20 protein-coding genes are annotated in these 17371 nt (G+C 60.1%); 6 read left to right on the plus strand and 14 right to left on the minus strand.

Translation table 11 applies throughout. The features are described from left to right. Positions 1 to 15: 15 nt before the first annotated feature. From WNY37_RS15880 to hrcA, 4 genes are all read right to left on the minus strand, one after another. Positions 16 to 456, minus strand: coding sequence for a hypothetical protein (locus WNY37_RS15880; RefSeq protein ID WP_342974372.1), 441 nt, complete (start codon positions 454 to 456; stop codon positions 16 to 18). After that, the gene (locus tag WNY37_RS15885; RefSeq protein WP_342974373.1) at positions 453 to 1481 is read right to left on the minus strand and encodes a hypothetical protein; all 1029 of its coding nucleotides are present in this window, start codon (positions 1479 to 1481) and stop codon (positions 453 to 455) included. The genes WNY37_RS15880 and WNY37_RS15885 overlap by 4 nt, the downstream gene beginning before the upstream one ends. A gap of 97 nt (positions 1482 to 1578) precedes the next feature. Next, positions 1579 to 2178: a nucleotide exchange factor GrpE gene (locus tag WNY37_RS15890; RefSeq protein WP_342974374.1), complete on the minus strand. Its 600-nt coding sequence runs from the start codon at positions 2176 to 2178 to the stop codon at positions 1579 to 1581. Between the two features lie 14 nt (positions 2179 to 2192). Beyond that, a complete protein-coding gene (gene hrcA, locus WNY37_RS15895; protein ID WP_342974375.1) occupies positions 2193 to 3272 on the minus strand; it encodes a heat-inducible transcriptional repressor HrcA in 1080 nt (359 codons plus the stop codon). 53 nt (positions 3273 to 3325) lie between these two features. On the opposite strand from hrcA, the gene WNY37_RS15900 reads away from it, so the two are divergent. The 3 genes from WNY37_RS15900 to WNY37_RS15910 all read left to right on the plus strand — a co-directional run bounded on the left by WNY37_RS15900 (position 3326) and on the right by WNY37_RS15910 (position 6041). After that, positions 3326 to 4759: an MFS transporter gene (locus tag WNY37_RS15900; RefSeq protein ID WP_342974376.1), complete on the plus strand. Its 1434-nt coding sequence runs from the start codon at positions 3326 to 3328 to the stop codon at positions 4757 to 4759. Next, positions 4756 to 5481 (plus strand): ribonuclease PH, encoded by a 726-nt coding sequence (rph, locus tag WNY37_RS15905; protein WP_342974377.1) that lies wholly within the window; start codon positions 4756 to 4758, stop codon positions 5479 to 5481. Before WNY37_RS15900 ends, rph begins: the two co-directional genes overlap by 4 nt. Positions 5482 to 5561: 80 nt before the next feature. Further along, on the plus strand, positions 5562 to 6041 hold the full coding sequence (locus WNY37_RS15910; RefSeq protein WP_342974378.1) for a hypothetical protein: 480 nt from the start codon (positions 5562 to 5564) through the stop codon (positions 6039 to 6041). A gap of 28 nt (positions 6042 to 6069) precedes the next feature. Here WNY37_RS15910 and WNY37_RS15915 read toward each other — a convergent pair whose 3' ends face one another. The 5 genes from WNY37_RS15915 to WNY37_RS15935 all read right to left on the minus strand — a co-directional run bounded on the left by WNY37_RS15915 (position 6070) and on the right by WNY37_RS15935 (position 8336). Further along, a complete protein-coding gene (locus WNY37_RS15915) occupies positions 6070 to 6528 on the minus strand; it encodes a group III truncated hemoglobin (RefSeq protein ID WP_342974379.1) in 459 nt (152 codons plus the stop codon). Between the two features lie 48 nt (positions 6529 to 6576). Beyond that, on the minus strand, positions 6577 to 7086 hold the full coding sequence (locus tag WNY37_RS15920) for a CreA family protein (RefSeq protein WP_342974380.1): 510 nt from the start codon (positions 7084 to 7086) through the stop codon (positions 6577 to 6579). Positions 7087 to 7252: 166 nt separating this feature from the next. After that, positions 7253 to 7525 (minus strand): GIY-YIG nuclease family protein, encoded by a 273-nt coding sequence (locus WNY37_RS15925; protein WP_342974381.1) that lies wholly within the window; start codon positions 7523 to 7525, stop codon positions 7253 to 7255. A gap of 42 nt (positions 7526 to 7567) precedes the next feature. Further along, on the minus strand, positions 7568 to 7813 hold the full coding sequence (locus WNY37_RS15930) for a helix-turn-helix transcriptional regulator (RefSeq protein ID WP_342974382.1): 246 nt from the start codon (positions 7811 to 7813) through the stop codon (positions 7568 to 7570). Positions 7814 to 7829: 16 nt separating this feature from the next. Beyond that, positions 7830 to 8336, minus strand: a complete 507-nt coding sequence (locus WNY37_RS15935; RefSeq protein ID WP_342974383.1) for a DUF2975 domain-containing protein — start codon at positions 8334 to 8336, stop codon at positions 7830 to 7832. Between the two features lie 139 nt (positions 8337 to 8475). On the opposite strand from WNY37_RS15935, the gene rdgB reads away from it, so the two are divergent. Then, positions 8476 to 9078, plus strand: coding sequence for an RdgB/HAM1 family non-canonical purine NTP pyrophosphatase (rdgB, locus tag WNY37_RS15940; RefSeq protein ID WP_342974384.1), 603 nt, complete (start codon positions 8476 to 8478; stop codon positions 9076 to 9078). Continuing rightward, positions 9075 to 10232, plus strand: coding sequence for a radical SAM family heme chaperone HemW (gene hemW, locus WNY37_RS15945; protein ID WP_342974385.1), 1158 nt, complete (start codon positions 9075 to 9077; stop codon positions 10230 to 10232). The genes rdgB and hemW overlap by 4 nt, the downstream gene beginning before the upstream one ends. Here hemW and WNY37_RS15950 read toward each other — a convergent pair. Both WNY37_RS15950 and WNY37_RS15955 read right to left on the minus strand, forming a co-directional pair. Beyond that, the gene (locus tag WNY37_RS15950) at positions 10229 to 11044 is read right to left on the minus strand and encodes an SDR family oxidoreductase (protein WP_342974386.1); all 816 of its coding nucleotides are present in this window, start codon (positions 11042 to 11044) and stop codon (positions 10229 to 10231) included. The genes hemW and WNY37_RS15950 overlap by 4 nt on opposite strands. A gap of 11 nt (positions 11045 to 11055) precedes the next feature. Continuing rightward, entirely contained in the window at positions 11056 to 12120 is a 1065-nt protein-coding gene (locus tag WNY37_RS15955) for a class I SAM-dependent methyltransferase (RefSeq protein WP_342974387.1), read from the minus strand. Positions 12121 to 12278: 158 nt separating this feature from the next. On the opposite strand from WNY37_RS15955, the gene WNY37_RS15960 reads away from it, so the two are divergent. Next, a complete protein-coding gene (locus tag WNY37_RS15960; RefSeq protein WP_342974388.1) occupies positions 12279 to 13064 on the plus strand; it encodes a hypothetical protein in 786 nt (261 codons plus the stop codon). 31 nt (positions 13065 to 13095) lie between these two features. Here WNY37_RS15960 and WNY37_RS15965 read toward each other — a convergent pair whose 3' ends face one another. From WNY37_RS15965 to WNY37_RS15975, 3 genes are all read right to left on the minus strand, one after another. Then, complete coding sequence (locus WNY37_RS15965) at positions 13096 to 14640, minus strand: acetolactate synthase large subunit (RefSeq protein WP_342974911.1); 1545 nt, start codon at positions 14638 to 14640, stop codon at positions 13096 to 13098. Between the two features lie 63 nt (positions 14641 to 14703). Next, positions 14704 to 16569: a feruloyl-CoA synthase gene (locus WNY37_RS15970; RefSeq protein WP_342974389.1), complete on the minus strand. Its 1866-nt coding sequence runs from the start codon at positions 16567 to 16569 to the stop codon at positions 14704 to 14706. Next, positions 16566 to 17348 (minus strand): ion channel, encoded by a 783-nt coding sequence (locus WNY37_RS15975; RefSeq protein ID WP_342974390.1) that lies wholly within the window; start codon positions 17346 to 17348, stop codon positions 16566 to 16568. The genes WNY37_RS15970 and WNY37_RS15975 overlap by 4 nt, the downstream gene beginning before the upstream one ends. Positions 17349 to 17371: the final 23 nt, after the last annotated feature.

Raw genomic sequence — 17371 nt, forward strand, 5'->3', positions numbered from 1 at the left:
GAAGGAACTAGCTGATCAAACGGATTGTGCGCCAATCTCAGCGCCAATTGGCTTCCACTCAAGAACGCCGTACCGGATGATCAGGTAGCCCCAGAGCATTGACGGAATTCCGCAGACGAGCGCTTCAACCCATGCCTGTGGCAGCAGGATGAGCAGCCCAAGGCTGAATACGACAATCATTAGGAAAGCGCCGCCCACCCACAGCGAAAATGTAAGCAGCCGCAGCTCAGTCGCTTGCATGACGGGCGAGGATATGAGGCGGCAAAACAGGACAGTGCCGTACATGATGCTTGGCGGCAGGATCAGCCAGGCGAGCTGCGATCTATCTAGGTCGGTGATCTGCAGCGCCTCTGCCAGAGCCGGCAGTGGATTGAGCGGACCGATCGCAAACCAGGCGAGCATCAGCATCAGAAAGCGGTACTTCCGGGTCCGCAGCATCGGCGCAGTCTCGGTCATGATACGGACACCGCTTCGCTGTCGGAGGGGTCTGCCGATTTGTCCGAACCATCTTTCCAGCCGTATACGAAGAACCGTGTGATGAGGATCCCGACAAGCGACGCGGCCAGAATTGGAAGGCCGCCAAACGCCCCTGCGAAAAAGGCCAGAAATGCCACGCCATCGCTGACGCTACCGAAACGGATCAGACTTGTCAGAGCCGCGCCGCATAATACGGCGACCGGAAAGAAGCCGACCGCAACGACCAGTCCCTTTGCCAGCATTATCCAGAAATTGCTGACCCGCGGCCCAAGCCAGGAATAAAAGACTGCATATGCCACCAGATAGGCCGCCAAAACGCCTATCGCTGTCGTACTGCCCGCTCGACCGATGCCCAACGTGTCGCGTCCGTCCGCCATCACAAGAAGCACACCGAAGCTGAAAAGCGTTACAGGATTGGCGACACAGGAGAGCACTGCCGCAGGAAGCACCGTTGTATCAGGATCGCGGAACAGGCCTGCGGCCTGATTCGAAGTCGTAAGTTTTTCTGTCGCCCCAGGCTCCTCCGCGTCGAAGATCCGGAAATAGGCTGAAGCGCAATAGAGAAGGCTCGCTGTGAAAAGCACCATCACAATCGTTGTGATCGGGAGCATCCAGTACTGGCGAAAAATGAACCCGTCAAAGATTCGGTCCAATGGTATGCCGCGAAAAGCCGCGCGGCTCCCACGCAGCACAACACTCAATGGTAGCAAAACCAGATCAGTGATCAGCGTCGCCAAGAATCTGTACGTGATCGGTGCGGTCAGGGCGGCGATCCATACGAAACGCAGACTGCCGCCAAACCGCCGGCCGATCCAGACGAGCGCCATGCTCCAGATCAGCGCCACAAACGCTCTGTTCGCGAGTATTTCCAGATAAGGCATAATCAGGAAAACCCGCCGAAAGCGAATTGCGCTGTAAATCTCTCCAAAAGCCAGCATCGCAAGCGCGATGATGACCGCCGAATAAAACAGTCGACGTCTGGTTTTAGCCTTCGAAACTGACATGAGGCTTCGCTCCGCTCGCGCAGAACTCGCCTAGCCAGTTTCCATCAACAAACCGCTAAAATTTAAGGTTGATTTATGCGCCAGCCGACGCAGCAGCCTAGTTCGTCTTGCCCGCGCTCACCGCAACCATCGCCGCTCTCAGCGTCCGTTCGCCGATCTTCCAGCCAGACTGGAAGGTTTCCGCGATCGTGCCGGCGGCGTGCTCGGACGGGATCTGGCTGACCGCCTGGTGCATGTTCGGGTCGAAGGTCGCACCCGGCGCTGCATCGATCGCCGTCACGCCGTGGCGTGCGAGCACTGTGTGCAGCTCCTTCTGCGTCATCTCGATGCCGCCGAGCAGGTTCTGTCCGGCCTCCGTCAGCGCCTCGCGCTCATCATCCGGCAGGGCGCCGAGTGCCCGTGCAAGATTGTCGGACACGTTCAGCAGGTCTGCGGCAAACTTCTCAACGGCATAGACGCGCGCATCAGCGACTTCCTTGGCAGCGCGCTTGCGGACGTTTTCAGCCTCGGCGAGCGTGCGCAACAACTGGTCCTTTGCGATGGCAACCTCGCCTTCGAGTTCGGCCATACGCGTTTCAATCTCAGCCGCTGCGTCTTCTGCAGTCGCGGCCTCTTCCAGCGCTTCGGATTCAGGAGACCCCGCATCCAGCGTCTCGGTTTCTACAGCCTCTGGCGGTCTTTTCTGGTCATCACTCATAGTTATTCACTCTTCTAGCTCTGTTGCCGCTCGCCAAGAATCTGCCCGACCACACGCGCCGTATAATCCACCATCGGAATAACACGGGCATAATTGAGACGGGTCGGACCGATCACGCCGAGCGCGCCAATAACCTGTCTTGATGCGTTCATATAGGGAGCAACAATCAGGCTTGAACCCGACAACGGAAAAAGCCTGTTCTCCGAACCGATAAAAAGCCTGACGCCTTCAGCTTCCCGCGTTGAATCCAGAACGTCCAGCATACTCTGCTGGCGTTCCAATATGTCGAACAGCTGGCGCACCTGTTCCATGTTCTCGGCCGCCTGCGCATCGGCCAGAAGGTTTGCGCGGCCATGCACGATCAGCGCTCGCTCCTCACCAGGCACCTGCCCGCCCCATTCGGCGAGGCCCTGCTCGACAAGACTTGTCGCCGCCTGGTCCAGCTGCGCGCGCCGCTCACTGATTTCTTCGCGAACCGCCTGCGCGGCCTCGCGAAGCGTGCGGCCTTTCATACGGGCGGCGAGGTAATTACCAGCCTCGATGAGCGTCGTTGCCGGCAGCCCGGGAGGGATTTTGACCAGCCGGTTCTCTACATCGCCCGCTTCATCAACAAGAATGCACAGGGCCTCGCCTGTCGCTAGCGGCACAAACTCGACATGACGGACCGGCCGTTCCCGCGTTGGCGAAGACACAAGCCCTGCCCCGCCCGCTAGCCCCGACAGCAAGGATGACGCCTCTTTCAGCACGCCCTGCATATCGCGGCCACTGGCGCGCAGCCGATCCTCAATCTCGGACCGGTCAGCCTCCGTCGGCTCACCCATTTCAAGAAAGCCATCCACAAACAGCCTGAGCCCGATATGGGTCGGCATCCGCCCGGCTGAAATGTGCGGACTATCGAGAAGCCCCAGATCGGTGAGGTCCGACATCACATTGCGGATCGAAGCCGGTGACAGGCCAATCGTCCCCTTTGACAGCGTACGGGACCCGACCGGCTCACCGGTCTGCAGATACGTCTCCACAATCTCGCGAAAGATCAGCCGCGAGCGTGCATCAAGGCTTTGCAGAAGGCCGGTGTGGGGGGCTTTATCGCTCATCTCGCGGGAATCAATATGGATTGCAATCTATAGTTTCAATAGGGCGTTTTTACTTGGACCAAGCGTGGAAATCAGCTTGTCTGGACTATATGACGACCGTGCCAGCAAAACTGCCCCTTTCGCAAGTCATCGCATACGGTTCAGTCGGAATTCCATTCGGGGCCGTCAGCCTTCCGATGGCGGTGTTCATCGCGCCTTTCTATGCCGAACAGATGGGGCTCGGCACCGCGCTCGTTGGCCTGATCTTCATGCTGCTGCGCTTCTGGGACCTGGTGTCGGACCCTGTCATGGGCTGGCTGGTCGATACCAAACCGACGCGCTCCGGCAAGGTGAAGCACTGGCTCATCCTGGCCGTTCCCATTGTCCTGCCCGCCGTCTGGCTCATCTATAATCCGGTCGGCCCACCCGTCTCGCCGCTCTATCTCGCCGCCGTGATGTTCTTCTTCTACATCGGCGCGACCATGATCCTCACGCCTCATCAGGCCTGGGCGCCTTACATCGCGACCTCCTATGATGAGCGCTCCCGTCTCTTCATGTGGCGAGAGCTTTTCACCGTCGGCACCATGCTGGTCATGCTGGCGCTACCGACCATCCTGGCGCGCGCAGGCGATGTATCCCGCGCCGAGCAGATTTCGGTGATGGGCTGGTTCCTGGTCATTGCCCTACCCATCACGATCACGCTGGCCGTGTGGCGCGTGCCGGATGCCAAGGTCGACGCCGATGCCCCCAAGGCCGATTTCAGCCCCCGCGCGATCATGACCGCCCTGCGACAGCAATCTCTGTGGCGGCTGCTGCTGGCGGAAATCTGCATCGGCATCGCCATCGCCGGAACCGCCGGCACATTCCTCTTTGCGGCAGAGTGGGGATTTGGCGTCATCGACCTCGCCCCCCTCGTCCTCATGTGCCACTTCATTGCAGGCTTCGCAGCCATGCCCTTCTGGGTGTGGGTGTCGAAGCGCTCCGAGAAATACATCGCCGTGCGCACCGTCTGCCTGTGGTCTGCGGCCACATTCAGCCTGTATCTCGTTTTCGCGCTGATGGGAGGCGGTCTGATCCCGCTCGTCTTTGCGGTGGTCGTTTCGGGCCTCGGCTATGGGTCGCCCTTCATCCTGCTACGCTCCATGATGGCAGACCTGGTCGAGGCCGAGCAGGTGCGCGGCGGGCAGAACCGGGCCGGGCTCTACTATTCGATGATGTCGACCGCCTACAAGATCGGCGCGAGCTTCGCGATCGGCATCCCCTACATCCTGCTGGGCCTCGTTGTCGGCTTTGTCCCCGGCGGCGAGAACTCCGACGGCGCAGTGCTCGGGCTGATGCTCGTCTTCGTCGGTGTCCCGGTTATTGCCTATACGCTCGCCGCGCTGCTGATCTGGACCTTCGACATCACCCGGACCGAACAGGCAAAATCAGCTGCAGCCATAAATGCGGGTGGACAAGGCACTCTGGAATCGCTTCACCCCCCGGTGAGAAAAGGAGATGCCCCATGACGACACTCGTGCGCCCATCCGGCCGCGCTGCTGACCAGCTTCGCGATATTGTGCTTGAGACCAATGTGACCCGCTACGCCGAAGGCTCCTGCCTGGCGAAGTTTGGCCATACCCATGTTTTGTGCACCGCCAGCTGGCAGGACAATGTCCCGCCATGGCTGCGCGGACAGGGTAAGGGCTGGGTCACCGGCGAGTATGGCATGCTGCCCCGCGCCACACACACACGCGGCCGCCGCGAAGCCACGGCCGGCAAGCAGTCTGGCCGCACGCAGGAAATCCAGCGCCTGATCGGCCGCTCGCTGCGCTCTGTCGTCGATCTCACGGCCCTTGGAGAGAACCAGCTCACCATCGACTGCGACGTCATCCAGGCCGATGGCGGCACGCGTACGGCCTCGATCACAGGCGGCTTTGTCGCCATGGCGCTGGCGCTGAAATACATGCGCGAAGAAGGCGTCATCAAGACCGACCCGATCCAGAAACAGGCCGCGGCCATCTCGGTCGGCCTTTTCAAGGACCACCCGGTCCTCGACCTCGACTACCCCGAAGACTCCGGCGGCGAAGGCGACATGAATGTCGTGATGAGCTCAGATGGCGGCTTCATTGAGATCCAGGGCACCGGCGAAGAACGCCCGATGACGCGGCCCGAAGTCGAGGAACTGCTGAAGCTCGCTGAAAAAGGCTGCAACGAGTTGTTCGAAGCGCAGAAAAAGGCAATCGGCTAGTCCCGCCACTCGACTTATGCACCCATACGGCCCTACCTTAGCGTTAGCTCACCACGAAGCCGTAGGACGCCAACATTCACATGACCGAATGGAGATTTAGATTTCGTTCAGCGCCCTTCGCCGTGATTGCCTGGATCATGGCTGGCCCGCTGACGCCAATTTACTCGGTGTGGATCCTTTGGCTTAGCAAAGAGTATGGCTTTTCCTCCCCTGAAGATTGGGAATATGTCCGTAGTTTTTGGTATATAACTGGCTTGCCCAGCACGATTGCTGTCAGTCTGGGCTATTTCCTGTTTCTGCAATTACAAACCAAGACGCAGAGGAAAACCGCTCAAATCGTGATCGTGTCCGCAATAGTCGTTTGGCTTGGCACGATCGCATGCGTGTTGTTTCAAACGTCTCCTGATGCCTCATTTTTCTTCGAGCAGGGCTTGGTATTTGCATTTCTCTCCGTCGTTCCCGCAGGCTGGATGACGTTCGTGTCGTGGACTGTTGTCAGAGCTGTTGGGTTGAGCCCGATAAAACCGGAGCTCGGTCCGGAAGAACTCAAAGAGGCATAGGCGTCGAGCCTGCTAGCGTGCGCCGCAGCTATTCGGTCACCGGCCGGTTAACACTGCCCCCGAAGCTCTCCAGCCCGTACATGGCAAGCTGCAGGCTCTGCGCGATCCGTTCGGCCCGCTGCATGAAATAGTCCACCGTCTCCTCGCCGGGCGCGATCTCTTCCAGCGTCCGGCGAAAAAGCCCAAGCCATAGCCCGAAATCCTCGCGGCTTATGCCGTCCAGCTTCATATGCGCCGGCACCGGCTTTCCGGAATAGCGTCCGGCATTCAGTGCGACCGACGCCCAGAAATCCTTCAGCTTGGCCAGGTGTTCGGGCCAGTCATCCACCTCGCCATTGAAGATCGGCCCGAGACGCGGATGCGCCCGAATCCGTGCATAGAAGGTCTCGACCAGCAATGAGATGAAAGCGTCGTCTATGCCGAGACGCGCAGCATTCTCCTGAATGGCGCGGCGGCGCTCCTCGGCGGAACGGACTTGGTATGTCATGTCACGCCCTTGGGCGAAGGGCAGCCAGAGGTCGATACGCACATACCCCTAATCGCGCGGCTCCGGCTTCTCGCGCCCTTCCCATGTCACCTCGCCGTCCCAAAGCGATATGGTCGACAGGCTCATCTTGGCTGAGCCATCGACAGGTTTGCGTGAGAACGAGACGTACATCATCGAATCGCTGGCCGGATCGTAGATGCGGCGCACGGCAAGCTGCTTGAAGATCAGCGAACGACCCCGGTCCCAGACTTCCTCGCCGGAGCGATCAAGATCGATCTTTCCGATGACAACCGGCCCTGTCCGCACGCACGAAATCGAAGAGTTTGACGGGTCCTCGAACCAGTTACCCTTGCCGATCCGGTCCCAGACGCCGCGGTCGAAATAGGCGATGTGGCAGGTAATGCCCCGCACTTTCGGATCGGCCAGCCGGTCAATCTTGATCTCATTGCCAAGCCAGTCATTCTTGAACTCACCCGCCTCGCGGTCACTGCCCGTGCAGGCGGCGAGCGATAACGCGTAGAGCAAGGCAATCGAACAGCCTGAGACTGATTTTTTCATTCGCTTCGTATCTCCAAGGCTTGGCTTCGTGTGTGTTCAACGAAGTACCAAGCCGACGGTTGCTTCCCCACGGCTTGTCCGTGGGGCCCATCATCGAATCTAACACAATAAGCGGTGGCAGGAGATGGGTGCCACGGACAAGCCGTGGCAAGGCGCATAACACGTTTCACCTGAATGGAAGCGTCATCGTCAGGTCCTTCCAGTCAGGATTAGCCTCTTCGATCAGATTGATTTTCCATTGGCGCGGCCAGGTCTTGATCCTGCGCTCGCGATGATTGGCTTCGGCAATGCCATCATGAAATTCGCACCAGACGAGCTTGTGACAACCATACTTCGCAGTGAAAGCCGACCCATGCCCCGACTTATGCTGGCCAATCCGTGTCCATAGGTCAGACGTCGATCCGGTGTAGATCGTCCCGTTCTTACGATTCGCCATCATGTATGTGGCTACGAGGTCGAAGCGCGCCACCCGTGAACCACGCTAAGCCGCCGCTTCATCATCCTTCGCCGCTGTCCCGTCTTCTTCTTCATCGAAGACGAGAATGTCACCTGGCTGGCAATCGAGCTCGCGGCAGAGCGATTCCAGTGTGGAGAAACGGACGGCTTTTGCCTTGCCGGTTTTCAGAATGGAGAGGTTCGCGAGCGTTACGCCTACACGGTCTGACAGCTCGGTCAGGGACATGCGCCGCTCCAGGAGAACGCGGTCGAGAGTTACACGAATGGCCATATCTGTTCTCGGCCTCCTAAATCGTCATCTTCTCTTCCTCACGCAGGCGGCTTCCTTCTCGGAAGACCTGCGCCAGGATGAAAAGCGCTACCACTGCAGCCCATGCTGCAAGGTTTATGCTCAGCCGCACGGGCTGGTCGGAGCCAAGATCCACAAATGCATTGAGCAGAATAACTGTTACGTACCGCCCCAGTTCCACCGCGCCGATGGCGACCGCGATACGGGTCAGGCGCGGGCCATTGTCGGGCACAAACGGGTCCCCGTCGGCGAGCGTGTTCAGGATCGCCTTGAGCTGCATGCAGACATAGATGATGCCTGGCGCAAATACGACGAGTCCTGCAAGGCCCGCTACGAATTGACCGGGTTTCACATCCTCGACATAGGTCTCCATGCCGGGCACTTTCACCGCGCCGCCATTCAGGCTTCCAATGAGGCCCGCACTGATCAGGAGAAACGCAATAATGCCGGCGATGACAGCGATCCAGATGATCACTTGCATCAGCATGGACAGGAAAGCTGCCATGGAGTTTTGCTGGCGGACACTCATATACGTTCGGTCAATCCTTAGGTACGAAGCCGGTATCCGTAAGCCGAAACCGGTAATTTACCGTTAAACGATAATACTATTCATCAAGAATGCAAGATGGAAGGCACATTCAGTCATGACTCGCACACTTGGAAAAGGCCGATTGGTTGCCGCCACCCACAACAAGGGAAAAGTGAGAGAGCTCAAGGACTTGTTCGAGCCTGTTGGGATGGAGGTTGTATCCGCCATCGAGCTTGATCTTCCCGAGCCGGACGAAACCGAGCTGACATTTTCCGGTAACGCACTGATCAAGGCCCGCGCCGCCTGCGAAGCGACTGGCGCACCCGCCCTGTCAGATGATAGCGGCCTGGAAGTCACCGCCCTTGGCGGCATGCCCGGCGTCCACACGGCCATCTGGGCTGGTGAGCCGCGCGATTTCTACGTCGCCATGCAGAAGGTGGAAGACCTGCTTCAGGACATGGATGCCCAGGATCGCAGCGCCCGCTTTGTCTCCACGCTCGCTGTCGTCTGGCCGGACGGTCATGAGGAAGTCTTCGAAGGCAGCGTGGACGGCACGCTTGTCTGGCCCCCACGCGGCGACAAGGGTTTCGGCTATGACCCGGTCTTCGTCGCAAACGGAGAGACAGAAACCTTTGGCGAGATGGACCCGGCGAAGAAGCACGCCATGAGCCACCGCGCCGACGCATTCCGGAAGCTGAAAGCCGCCCTGCTCCCATGAGCGCTGCCCTGCCCTTTGGGCCGGATTACGGCTTCGGCCTCTACATCCACTGGCCGTATTGCTCAAAGATCTGCCCCTATTGCGACTTCAACGTCTATGCCGCGAAAGACCGCGACAACCGCCCGCTTTTGGACGCCATCGCACGCGACCTTGCCCGCCATGCCGATGACCTGCCGGATCACCCTCCTCTCGGCTCGGTCTATTTCGGAGGTGGCACGCCCTCTCTGATGGCCGCTGGCGATATCGCGCTGCTGGTCGAACTCGCCGAGCGCAGCTTCGGCCTCGCCCCTGGCGCGGAGATCACGCTCGAAGCCAACCCGAATGATGTGATCAGTGCCGACCTCGAAGCCTGGGCAGCAGCCGGCGTGAATCGCCTCTCAATCGGCCTCCAGTCTCTCGACGACGACGCGCTTGCTTTTCTCGGCCGGGACCATGACGCGGCCAGCGCCCGCAAAGCCGTCGAACGCGCCGCCGGGCCCTTCCCGAACCATTCCATCGATCTCATCTACGCCCGCCCGGGCCAGTCCGCCGAAAGCTGGGAAGCCGAACTTACCGATGCCCTCTCCCTCGGCGCGCCGCACCTGTCTCTGTACGAACTCACCATTGAGGAACGCACCGCCTTCGGCAAGCGCGCTGCGCGCGGCGAACTTGTCCCGATGGAGGATGATGACCAGGCGGATCTCTATGAGCTGACGCAGCAGATCACCGAAGCCCACGCTCTGCCCGCTTATGAAGTCTCGAACCACGCCCAGTCCGCCGACACACAGTCGAAGCACAATCTAACCTATTGGCGCGGCGGCGACTGGATCGGCCTCGGCCCCGGTGCGCATGGGCGGCTGACCATAGATGGCCATCGGGTCGCCACGCATGCGGCGCCAAAGCCTGCCGACTATATGACTTCAATAGAAAGCCCTCCGGCCCACGACCCGCTCAGCGACATCGACAATGTTCGAGAACTCCTCGCAATGGGCCTGCGCCCCTCAGAGGGCATCGAGATGGCGCGGATAGAGGCAATCGGCGGCGTGCCGCTCGATGAGGAAACCGTCGCGACGCTGCGCTCGAGCGGTTTGATCAGGACGATCGGCGACAGGATCGCCCTCACCGCCGAAGGCCGCCTGCTGGCAGACCGCATCGCCGCAGAGCTTTCGCCCTAGTCTTTTTCAGTTTTCCGGAACCGCTTCGACTGCTGCTTCATCACGGCGCGGCCAATCGGGTCCGGCAGGATCTTGGTCAGCGTCGCGAGACCCTTGTTCACAGCGCCGGGCACCACAACTGGCTGACCTTTGGTCACCGCGTCGATGCCTGCTTCGACAACAGGTTCGGCCTTCATCCACATCCAGTCCGGCGACTGATCCGTCATCTCGCGCGTGCCGTTCACATCGTGAAACTCGGTCCAGGTGAAGCCCGGGCAAAGCGCCGTACAGTGAATATTGTGTCCCGCCGCCTGCGCCTCGGCATGAACGCTTTCGGAGAACTTGATCATCCCGGCTTTCACGCTGGCATAGAGCGTATGACCGCTTGATCCCGGCGCATAGCCCGCCAGGGACGCCACATTGATGATCCGGCCGAAATCCCGCTCCGCCATGCCCGGCAACAGCTTGTGCACCAGCTCTATCGGGGCCGTATACAGCACGCGAATGAACTGCTGCTGCTCTTTCCAGCTCGTATTGAAAAAGGTGCCCGGCAGGCCGTAGCCCGCATTATTGACCAGCGCATCGACATGCCGGCCAGCCTCTTTCAGCTCGTGCAGGATCGTATCGACACTCTTTGCCAGAGCGAGGTCCTGCGAGATGGTAATCGTCGCGACCTTGTACTTTTCCTCAATTTCCCGCGCGAGCTTGTTGAGCCGGTCGAGCCGCCGCGCCGTGAGCGCGATATCCCAGCCCTTCGCTGCGTACTGACGCGCGAATTCCGAACCGATCCCGGCGGACGCCCCTGTGATCAGGGCCAGCCTGTTATTCGCCATTGCTTGCTCCTTTAAGCTTTCCGCCAGACATTCACTTTTGTCAGGAAGGCAATTTCCGTCCGTTCCAGTGCGAACCCGGCCTCTCCCATCGGCGCTTCAAAATCCCAGCCGAGATACGCTTTGTAATACGGCTCGTGAAAGCCTTCAGGAAAGTATTCCAGAATACCGTCGAGCTTCTCATTGTCCTTGAACTGAAGACTGTCGGCGATGATGAACACCCCGCCCGGCTTCAGCACGCGGGCCACTTCAGCCATCACCTGCTTGCGCGTCTTCTCCGGCAGCTCATGAAACAGGTAGATCGAAACCACAACGTCCAGAGACGCATCCTTCAGCGGGATTGCCTCGGCCAGACCTTCGATGATCTCGACCTGCGGCCACGGCGCTACCTGTTTTCGCGCGCGCTCGGCATAGTTCGGCGACAGATCGAGCCCGCTTGCCTGAAGGCGCGGAAAGGCCCGCATCGTCTCGCGCAGAAAGCGTCCGGTCCCGCAGGCAAGATCAAGCAGCTGAACGTCGCGCTGGTCGCAGCCTTTCAGCTCATGCGCAATCTCGGCCAGCGCGGCCCGCCGCATCGCATCAGCAGAGCCGGTAAACAGTGCTTCGACCTGATGGTCATAGAGCTGCGCGCTCTCATCCGACAGCCAGCCATCGGTCTGGTAGTGGAAGTTCTGGCGGTAATAGGCCGGATAGCGATTATGCCCTTCCAGCTGGTCGCGGACTTCCGATCCGTCGCGCGCCACGCGCCGCCGGTCGACCTCTTCGACATCTTCCATGAAATGCCGCGCCCGCTTCACCGCTTTGGGCAAATCGATCAGCCTGAAGTCTTCGGGCGGCGGATAAAGCCCGGCCTCGATATTGGCCCGGTCTGTCGCGAACAGTTTGAAATAGCTCGCCCGCAATTCTTTCGTATCGACCGGATTGGACGGTTTGAAAGCGGGCTCACCGGGCCGATTGAATCCCGCAGACCTCCGCTTGGCGATCGCGTATTGTGCGCCATACCAGGCCGAGCGGATACCTTGAGCGGCGGTATAACGCGCCCGGCCTGCCGTTTTCTGTGCGTTATCGAACAATCCCATACCTCAAAAGATGGGGCAGTGTTCAAACAAGGTCCAGTGCGTCATATATTGCATTGAAAATAATTGACTTTTTTCTTCAGCCTGCGTTCAGTTTGATTTGCTATAGTGCGATCTGAAGACATGTGGGCCTTTGACGCCCCGTGCTGAAAGGAGAATACATGTCCAATATGAAGTTGGGTTTTATTGGAAGTATCGCGGCACTCGCCATGGCTATGCCAGCCGCCGCGCAAGGCTATGGCTATGACAATGGCTACAATAGCTACAACGGCTACGATAATTACGACTATCAGCAGCCAACCCGTTACAATTCAGGCTGTGACGCGGCAAAACGCTCAAACCAGACGGCAGGCGGCGTCCTTGGCGCTGTGGCCGGCGGTCTGATCGGCGCAGCCATTGCTGACGATGATGATGATAACCACCGCCGCCGCGGCCATCGCTATTCACGCGGCTGGGACCGTGGCTACGGCTATGGATATCGCGGACGCGGCCATCACCGCGACAACAATAATGACCAGCTCGCCGGCGCTGTGATCGGTGCCATCGTTGGCGGTGTTGCCGGTAGCGCCATTGGCGGCAGTGCAACCAACTGCAACCAGGCCCGTGCCCCTCGCCAGGTTTACAATGCGCCCCCACAGCAGCCTCGCCAGGTCTATGGCGGCCAGCAATATGGTGGCCAGTACGGCTACGATAACAGCCAGCAAGTCACCTATGGCACGAACAATTACGGCTATGATGATGGGTATAATGGAGAAGAGCTGTACGGCTCCCAGTATGACCCGGGCTATGGCGCGACGACGACCGGCTACAATGCCGGCTACACGCAGGGCTATGACAGCGGCGAATGCCGCACCGTCTACCGCGACCGCTATGTGAACGGTCAGCGTGTCAGCGAACCAGCGACCGCCTGTAATGTTGGCGGCGACCGCTGGGAATTCGTCGACTAGAAACAACCAGGGACGGTTAGAAACGGGCCCCTCAGCCCGGAACGAGGGCCGCGATCAGTCGCGGCCCTTTTTCTTTCATGGCGTCCTCGAACGCCGCGTCGAACTCTTCCGCCGTCGTGGCCGCCGTTGCAGGCACGCCCAGACTTTGCGCCAGGCTCACCCAGTCGATATCCGGCTCACCAATGGCCAGCATGTCCTTTGCCGTCGGCCCAGGATTGCCAGCGCCCGTGCGGTGCAGCTCGATGTTCAGGATCCGGTAGGTGTGGTTGACGAAGACAACCGTGGTCACGTCACAGCCTTCACGCACCATGCTCCACAGCGCCTGCACAGTGTACATGCCCGCGCCATCCCCTGAGAGGGCAATGACTTTCCGGTCTGGCGCCGCCACGGACGCGCCGAGCGCCAGCGGCAGGCCCTGCCCGATCGCGCCGCCGGTCAGCATCAACCAGTCATGTGGTTCGGCATCCTGCGTCGACATAAAGACTGGCAGGCTGTTCGACACGCCATCATCCGAAACAATCGCATTCTCCGGCATATGCCGCGCAATGCTCGCCCCGACCGTCGCCGCGTTCAGTTCCCCCGTCGGCGCATCAGGCTTTTTCAGCGCAGCTGGCGCAGCCGCATCCTTCGCGCCCAGCGCATCGGCGAGGATTTCCAGCGTCGTCGCACTGTCAATGTCATGCCCGCCAAGGCTGAGCGTTTCGCAGCCTTCCGGCACGAGCAGGCTCGGCTTGCCGGGATAGGCGAAGAAGGCCGCCGGCAGCGACGTCCCCGCAACAAGCATCAGATCCGTGCCTTCAATGTCTGCCATCGCGCCTTCAGCAAAATACTGCATCCGGTCCGGCGTGAAGACGCCAGCCCCCCGGCGCATCTTCCAGTAAAACGTGTCGGTCATGACCCGAACACCCGCCGCTTTCAGGCGGGCCGCCTGGGCCAGCCCAGCCTCGGTCAGCGCCGTGCCATTGATCAGGATCATCGGAGACTTTGCCTTGCCAATGGCCTCAACGGCGGCGTCGATCTTCACTTTCGGCGTCTGTAGCAGCGCTGGAACGGACGTCTTGCCGCCGCTCTGCCCGCCTTCGGTCCAGGCCGAATCCGCCGGCAGGATCAGCGACACAGGCCCCGGCTCAGGCCCAAAGCTGGCCGCATAGGCTTCCGCAGCGAGCTTGCCTGTGACCTCGACGCTGTCGGCTGACTTGATCCAGATCGAGTTCGGCCCGGCCAGACCCATAATGTCGGAATTGAGCGGCGCATCATAGCGCCGGTGATCTACGGCATGGTCCCCGATCACATTGATCATCGGCGTATGCGCGCGCTTGGCATTGTGGATGTTCGCACCGCCATTGAGATAACCCGCCCCAAGATGCAGCAGCGTCATCGCCGGCTTGCCCGCGATCCGCGCATAGCCATCGGCGGCCCCCGTCGCGACGCCCTCGAACAGGCAGAGCACAGACTTGATCCGCGTTTCCCGGTCGAGCGCTGTGACAAGATGCATTTCCGACGTGCCCGGATTGGCAAAACAGGCCGTCACACCATTGTCTGCCAGCGTTGAAACCAGCGCGTCGGCACCTGTCATCGTCTTTGTTTCGGTGTCAGCCATGTCAGAATTTACTCCCTGTACGGACGGGTACTCACCGCCCTATTTGATTTCGATAATGTCAGCGTCTGGTTGCTTGGCGAACAGCCGCTCGACGTCAGCCGCGCGCAGCGCCTGCACCTTACTCTGATTAAGATAGCCCTTTTCGGTGATCTCACCGGCATCGGCCTTGGGCATGTCCTTTTGCAGCAGGATACGCGCAACGCGCGATGCGGCATTCGGGTGCTTGCGATTATAGTCGAGCAGCCCGTCCTTCACGGCCGCCTTCACCTGTTCGTCCTCAGCCAAGTCTTCAAGCGGTACATTTCGTCCGGTTTTCCGACGGCACCACCCCTCATTGAGGAAGCCGAGCAGCGCAATGCGGTCCTGGTTGAGGCCGCACACCACGACATCCGACAGCGCCCCATCGACGGCTTCAACCGCCTTGATCCGCACCGTGCCCGCAGACACCCATGTCCCATTCGACAGCTTGAACTCCTCGGCGATCCGGCCATCGAAGGCGAGGCCCTCATTCGGGTCGTCCGGATTCTTGAACTTCACCGCGTCGCCAAGGCAGTAATAGCCTTCCTCGTCGAAGACCTCGGCGGTCTTTTCGGGGTTCTTCAGATAGCCCTGCGTGATGCCCGGCCCGCGCACGCGCAGTTCCATCTTCTCACCCACCGGCACCATCTTCATCTCCGCGCCCGGCAGCGGCAAGCCAAGCAAGCCCATCGTGTCGCTTGGCCAATGAACATTGGAGATGGTCGGCGAGGTTTCGGTCGCGCCATAGCCAGCAGACAGGCTGATCCGCTCGCCCGTCACCCCGACGGCCACCTTCTGGATGCGCTCATAAATGTCCTGGCCCAGCGCTGCGCCGCCATAAGCCATCACCATGATGCGCGAGAAGAAGGTTTCCGCCAGCGCCCGGTCATGCTCCAGCTCGGTCGCAATCGCCGCCCAGGCCGCCGGCACCGTCGTATGCTGGGTCGGCGCGACCTCACGCAGATTGCGCAGCATTTCCGGCAGGCGGGCCGGTGTCGGCGCGCCCCAGTCGATGTAGAGCGTACCGCCCCAGTCCAGCATGGAGTGCAGGATCGAGTTCGCGCCATATGTATGGCTCCACGGCAGGAAGCTGATCATCACCTGCGGGCCGTCCGCCATCGCTTCCAGCTTTTCCACGTCCCAGATGGAACGGATCTTCTTGACCATCGCCGCGATGTTCTCGTGCGTATTGATAACGGCCTTCGGCTCGCCCGTTGACCCGGAGGTCAGCATGTATTTCGCGATGCTGTCACCGCTGATCCGGTCATAAGCAAGATCAACAAAGCTCGTTGGCTCGGCGGCAAATTCATCCAGCGATTTCGCGTTCACGCCGCTCGGCCTGTTCCTGCGATAGAGCACCAGACGGTCTCCCACATCCATGCCATCGAGGCCGCGCTGATACTCTTCGCCATCCTCGACATAGATGAAGGCCGGCTCAGTCAGCGCGTCGATATAATTGAGCCGCGCGAAATCCTGGCTGAGCGTGGCATAGGCGGGCGTGACGGGCACGACCGGGCTACCGGCCCACATCGCGGCATACATGACCAGCGCATTCTCAATGGCGTTGCGCGACAGGATCATCACCGGCTTGTCCTGCCCGGCACCCGCATCGAGGAAGCCCTGCGCCAGCGCCCGGATCTTCGACAGCGCCTCACCATAGGTCACCGTCTTCCAGCCGGGCTTTGACGGATCGTCCGGATCGCGCTGTGCCAGGAAGATCTGGTCCGGCCGCGCCGAGGCCCAATAGACAATCGGCGCCAGCATGTGCGCCGGATAGGGCCGAAGCGGCTGGCCGTTTCGCAGCAGGATCGAACCGTCGTCGCGATACGTCACGTCGAGCTTCTGCGGCAGATAAGGAATGTCGCGAAACGGAATATCAGAACTCATGAAAAGCCCTTCGTCGGAATTTTGACCACTTCGCCGCAATGCTTGCAGTGGACGGCGTCTCTGTCATGCCGGCTCAGTCCACATGCTTCGCATTCGACATTCACCTTGCTGTCGGGTTCGATGATCGCCCGAAGCAGCTGAAGGAACAGCGAGAGGCCCAGGACCATCACCAGAATAGACAGAAAACGGCCGGCCTGTCCCTGCAGCAGAACATCGCCATAACCCGTCGTGGTCAGGCTGGTCACGGTGAAATAGAGCGCATCTATATAGGTGTGGATATCGGCGTTACGGCCCACCTGCGTCGCATAGACGATCGCCGATGTGATGAACACGAAAACGACGAGGTTCGTCACCTTGTCGATCACATGCTCATGGCGCTGGAAGAAAGGCGTCAGGACCTTGATGCGCCGTATGAAGGTGAAGGCTCGCACCGCACGCACGGCGCGCAAGATGCGCAGGAACGCAAAATTCGAGACCAGAAGCGGGGCAAACATGGTCACGATGACGATCATGTCAGCCCAGTTGATCCACTTCAGGAAGAAGCGATGCTTGTGCCGCGTGATGTACAGCCGAGCCAGAAAATCCATAAGGATGACCGACCCGATGACGTAGTCGAGCGCATAATGCCCGCGCTCACGCTGATCAAAGGGCGCCCACAGAAAGTAACCGATCGTCAGGATGTCGAAGATGAGCAGAGCCCACCTGAAGGCAAACGGGCCATTGCCCGTCCCTTCGTAAAGCCAGAAGAGCTGCCGATTGAGACCCTTGCGATCACTCATGGCGAGGGTGTCCCACGACAACC

Source organism: Henriciella sp. AS95, assembly GCF_038900055.1.
Lineage (GTDB): Bacteria > Pseudomonadota > Alphaproteobacteria > Caulobacterales > Hyphomonadaceae > Henriciella.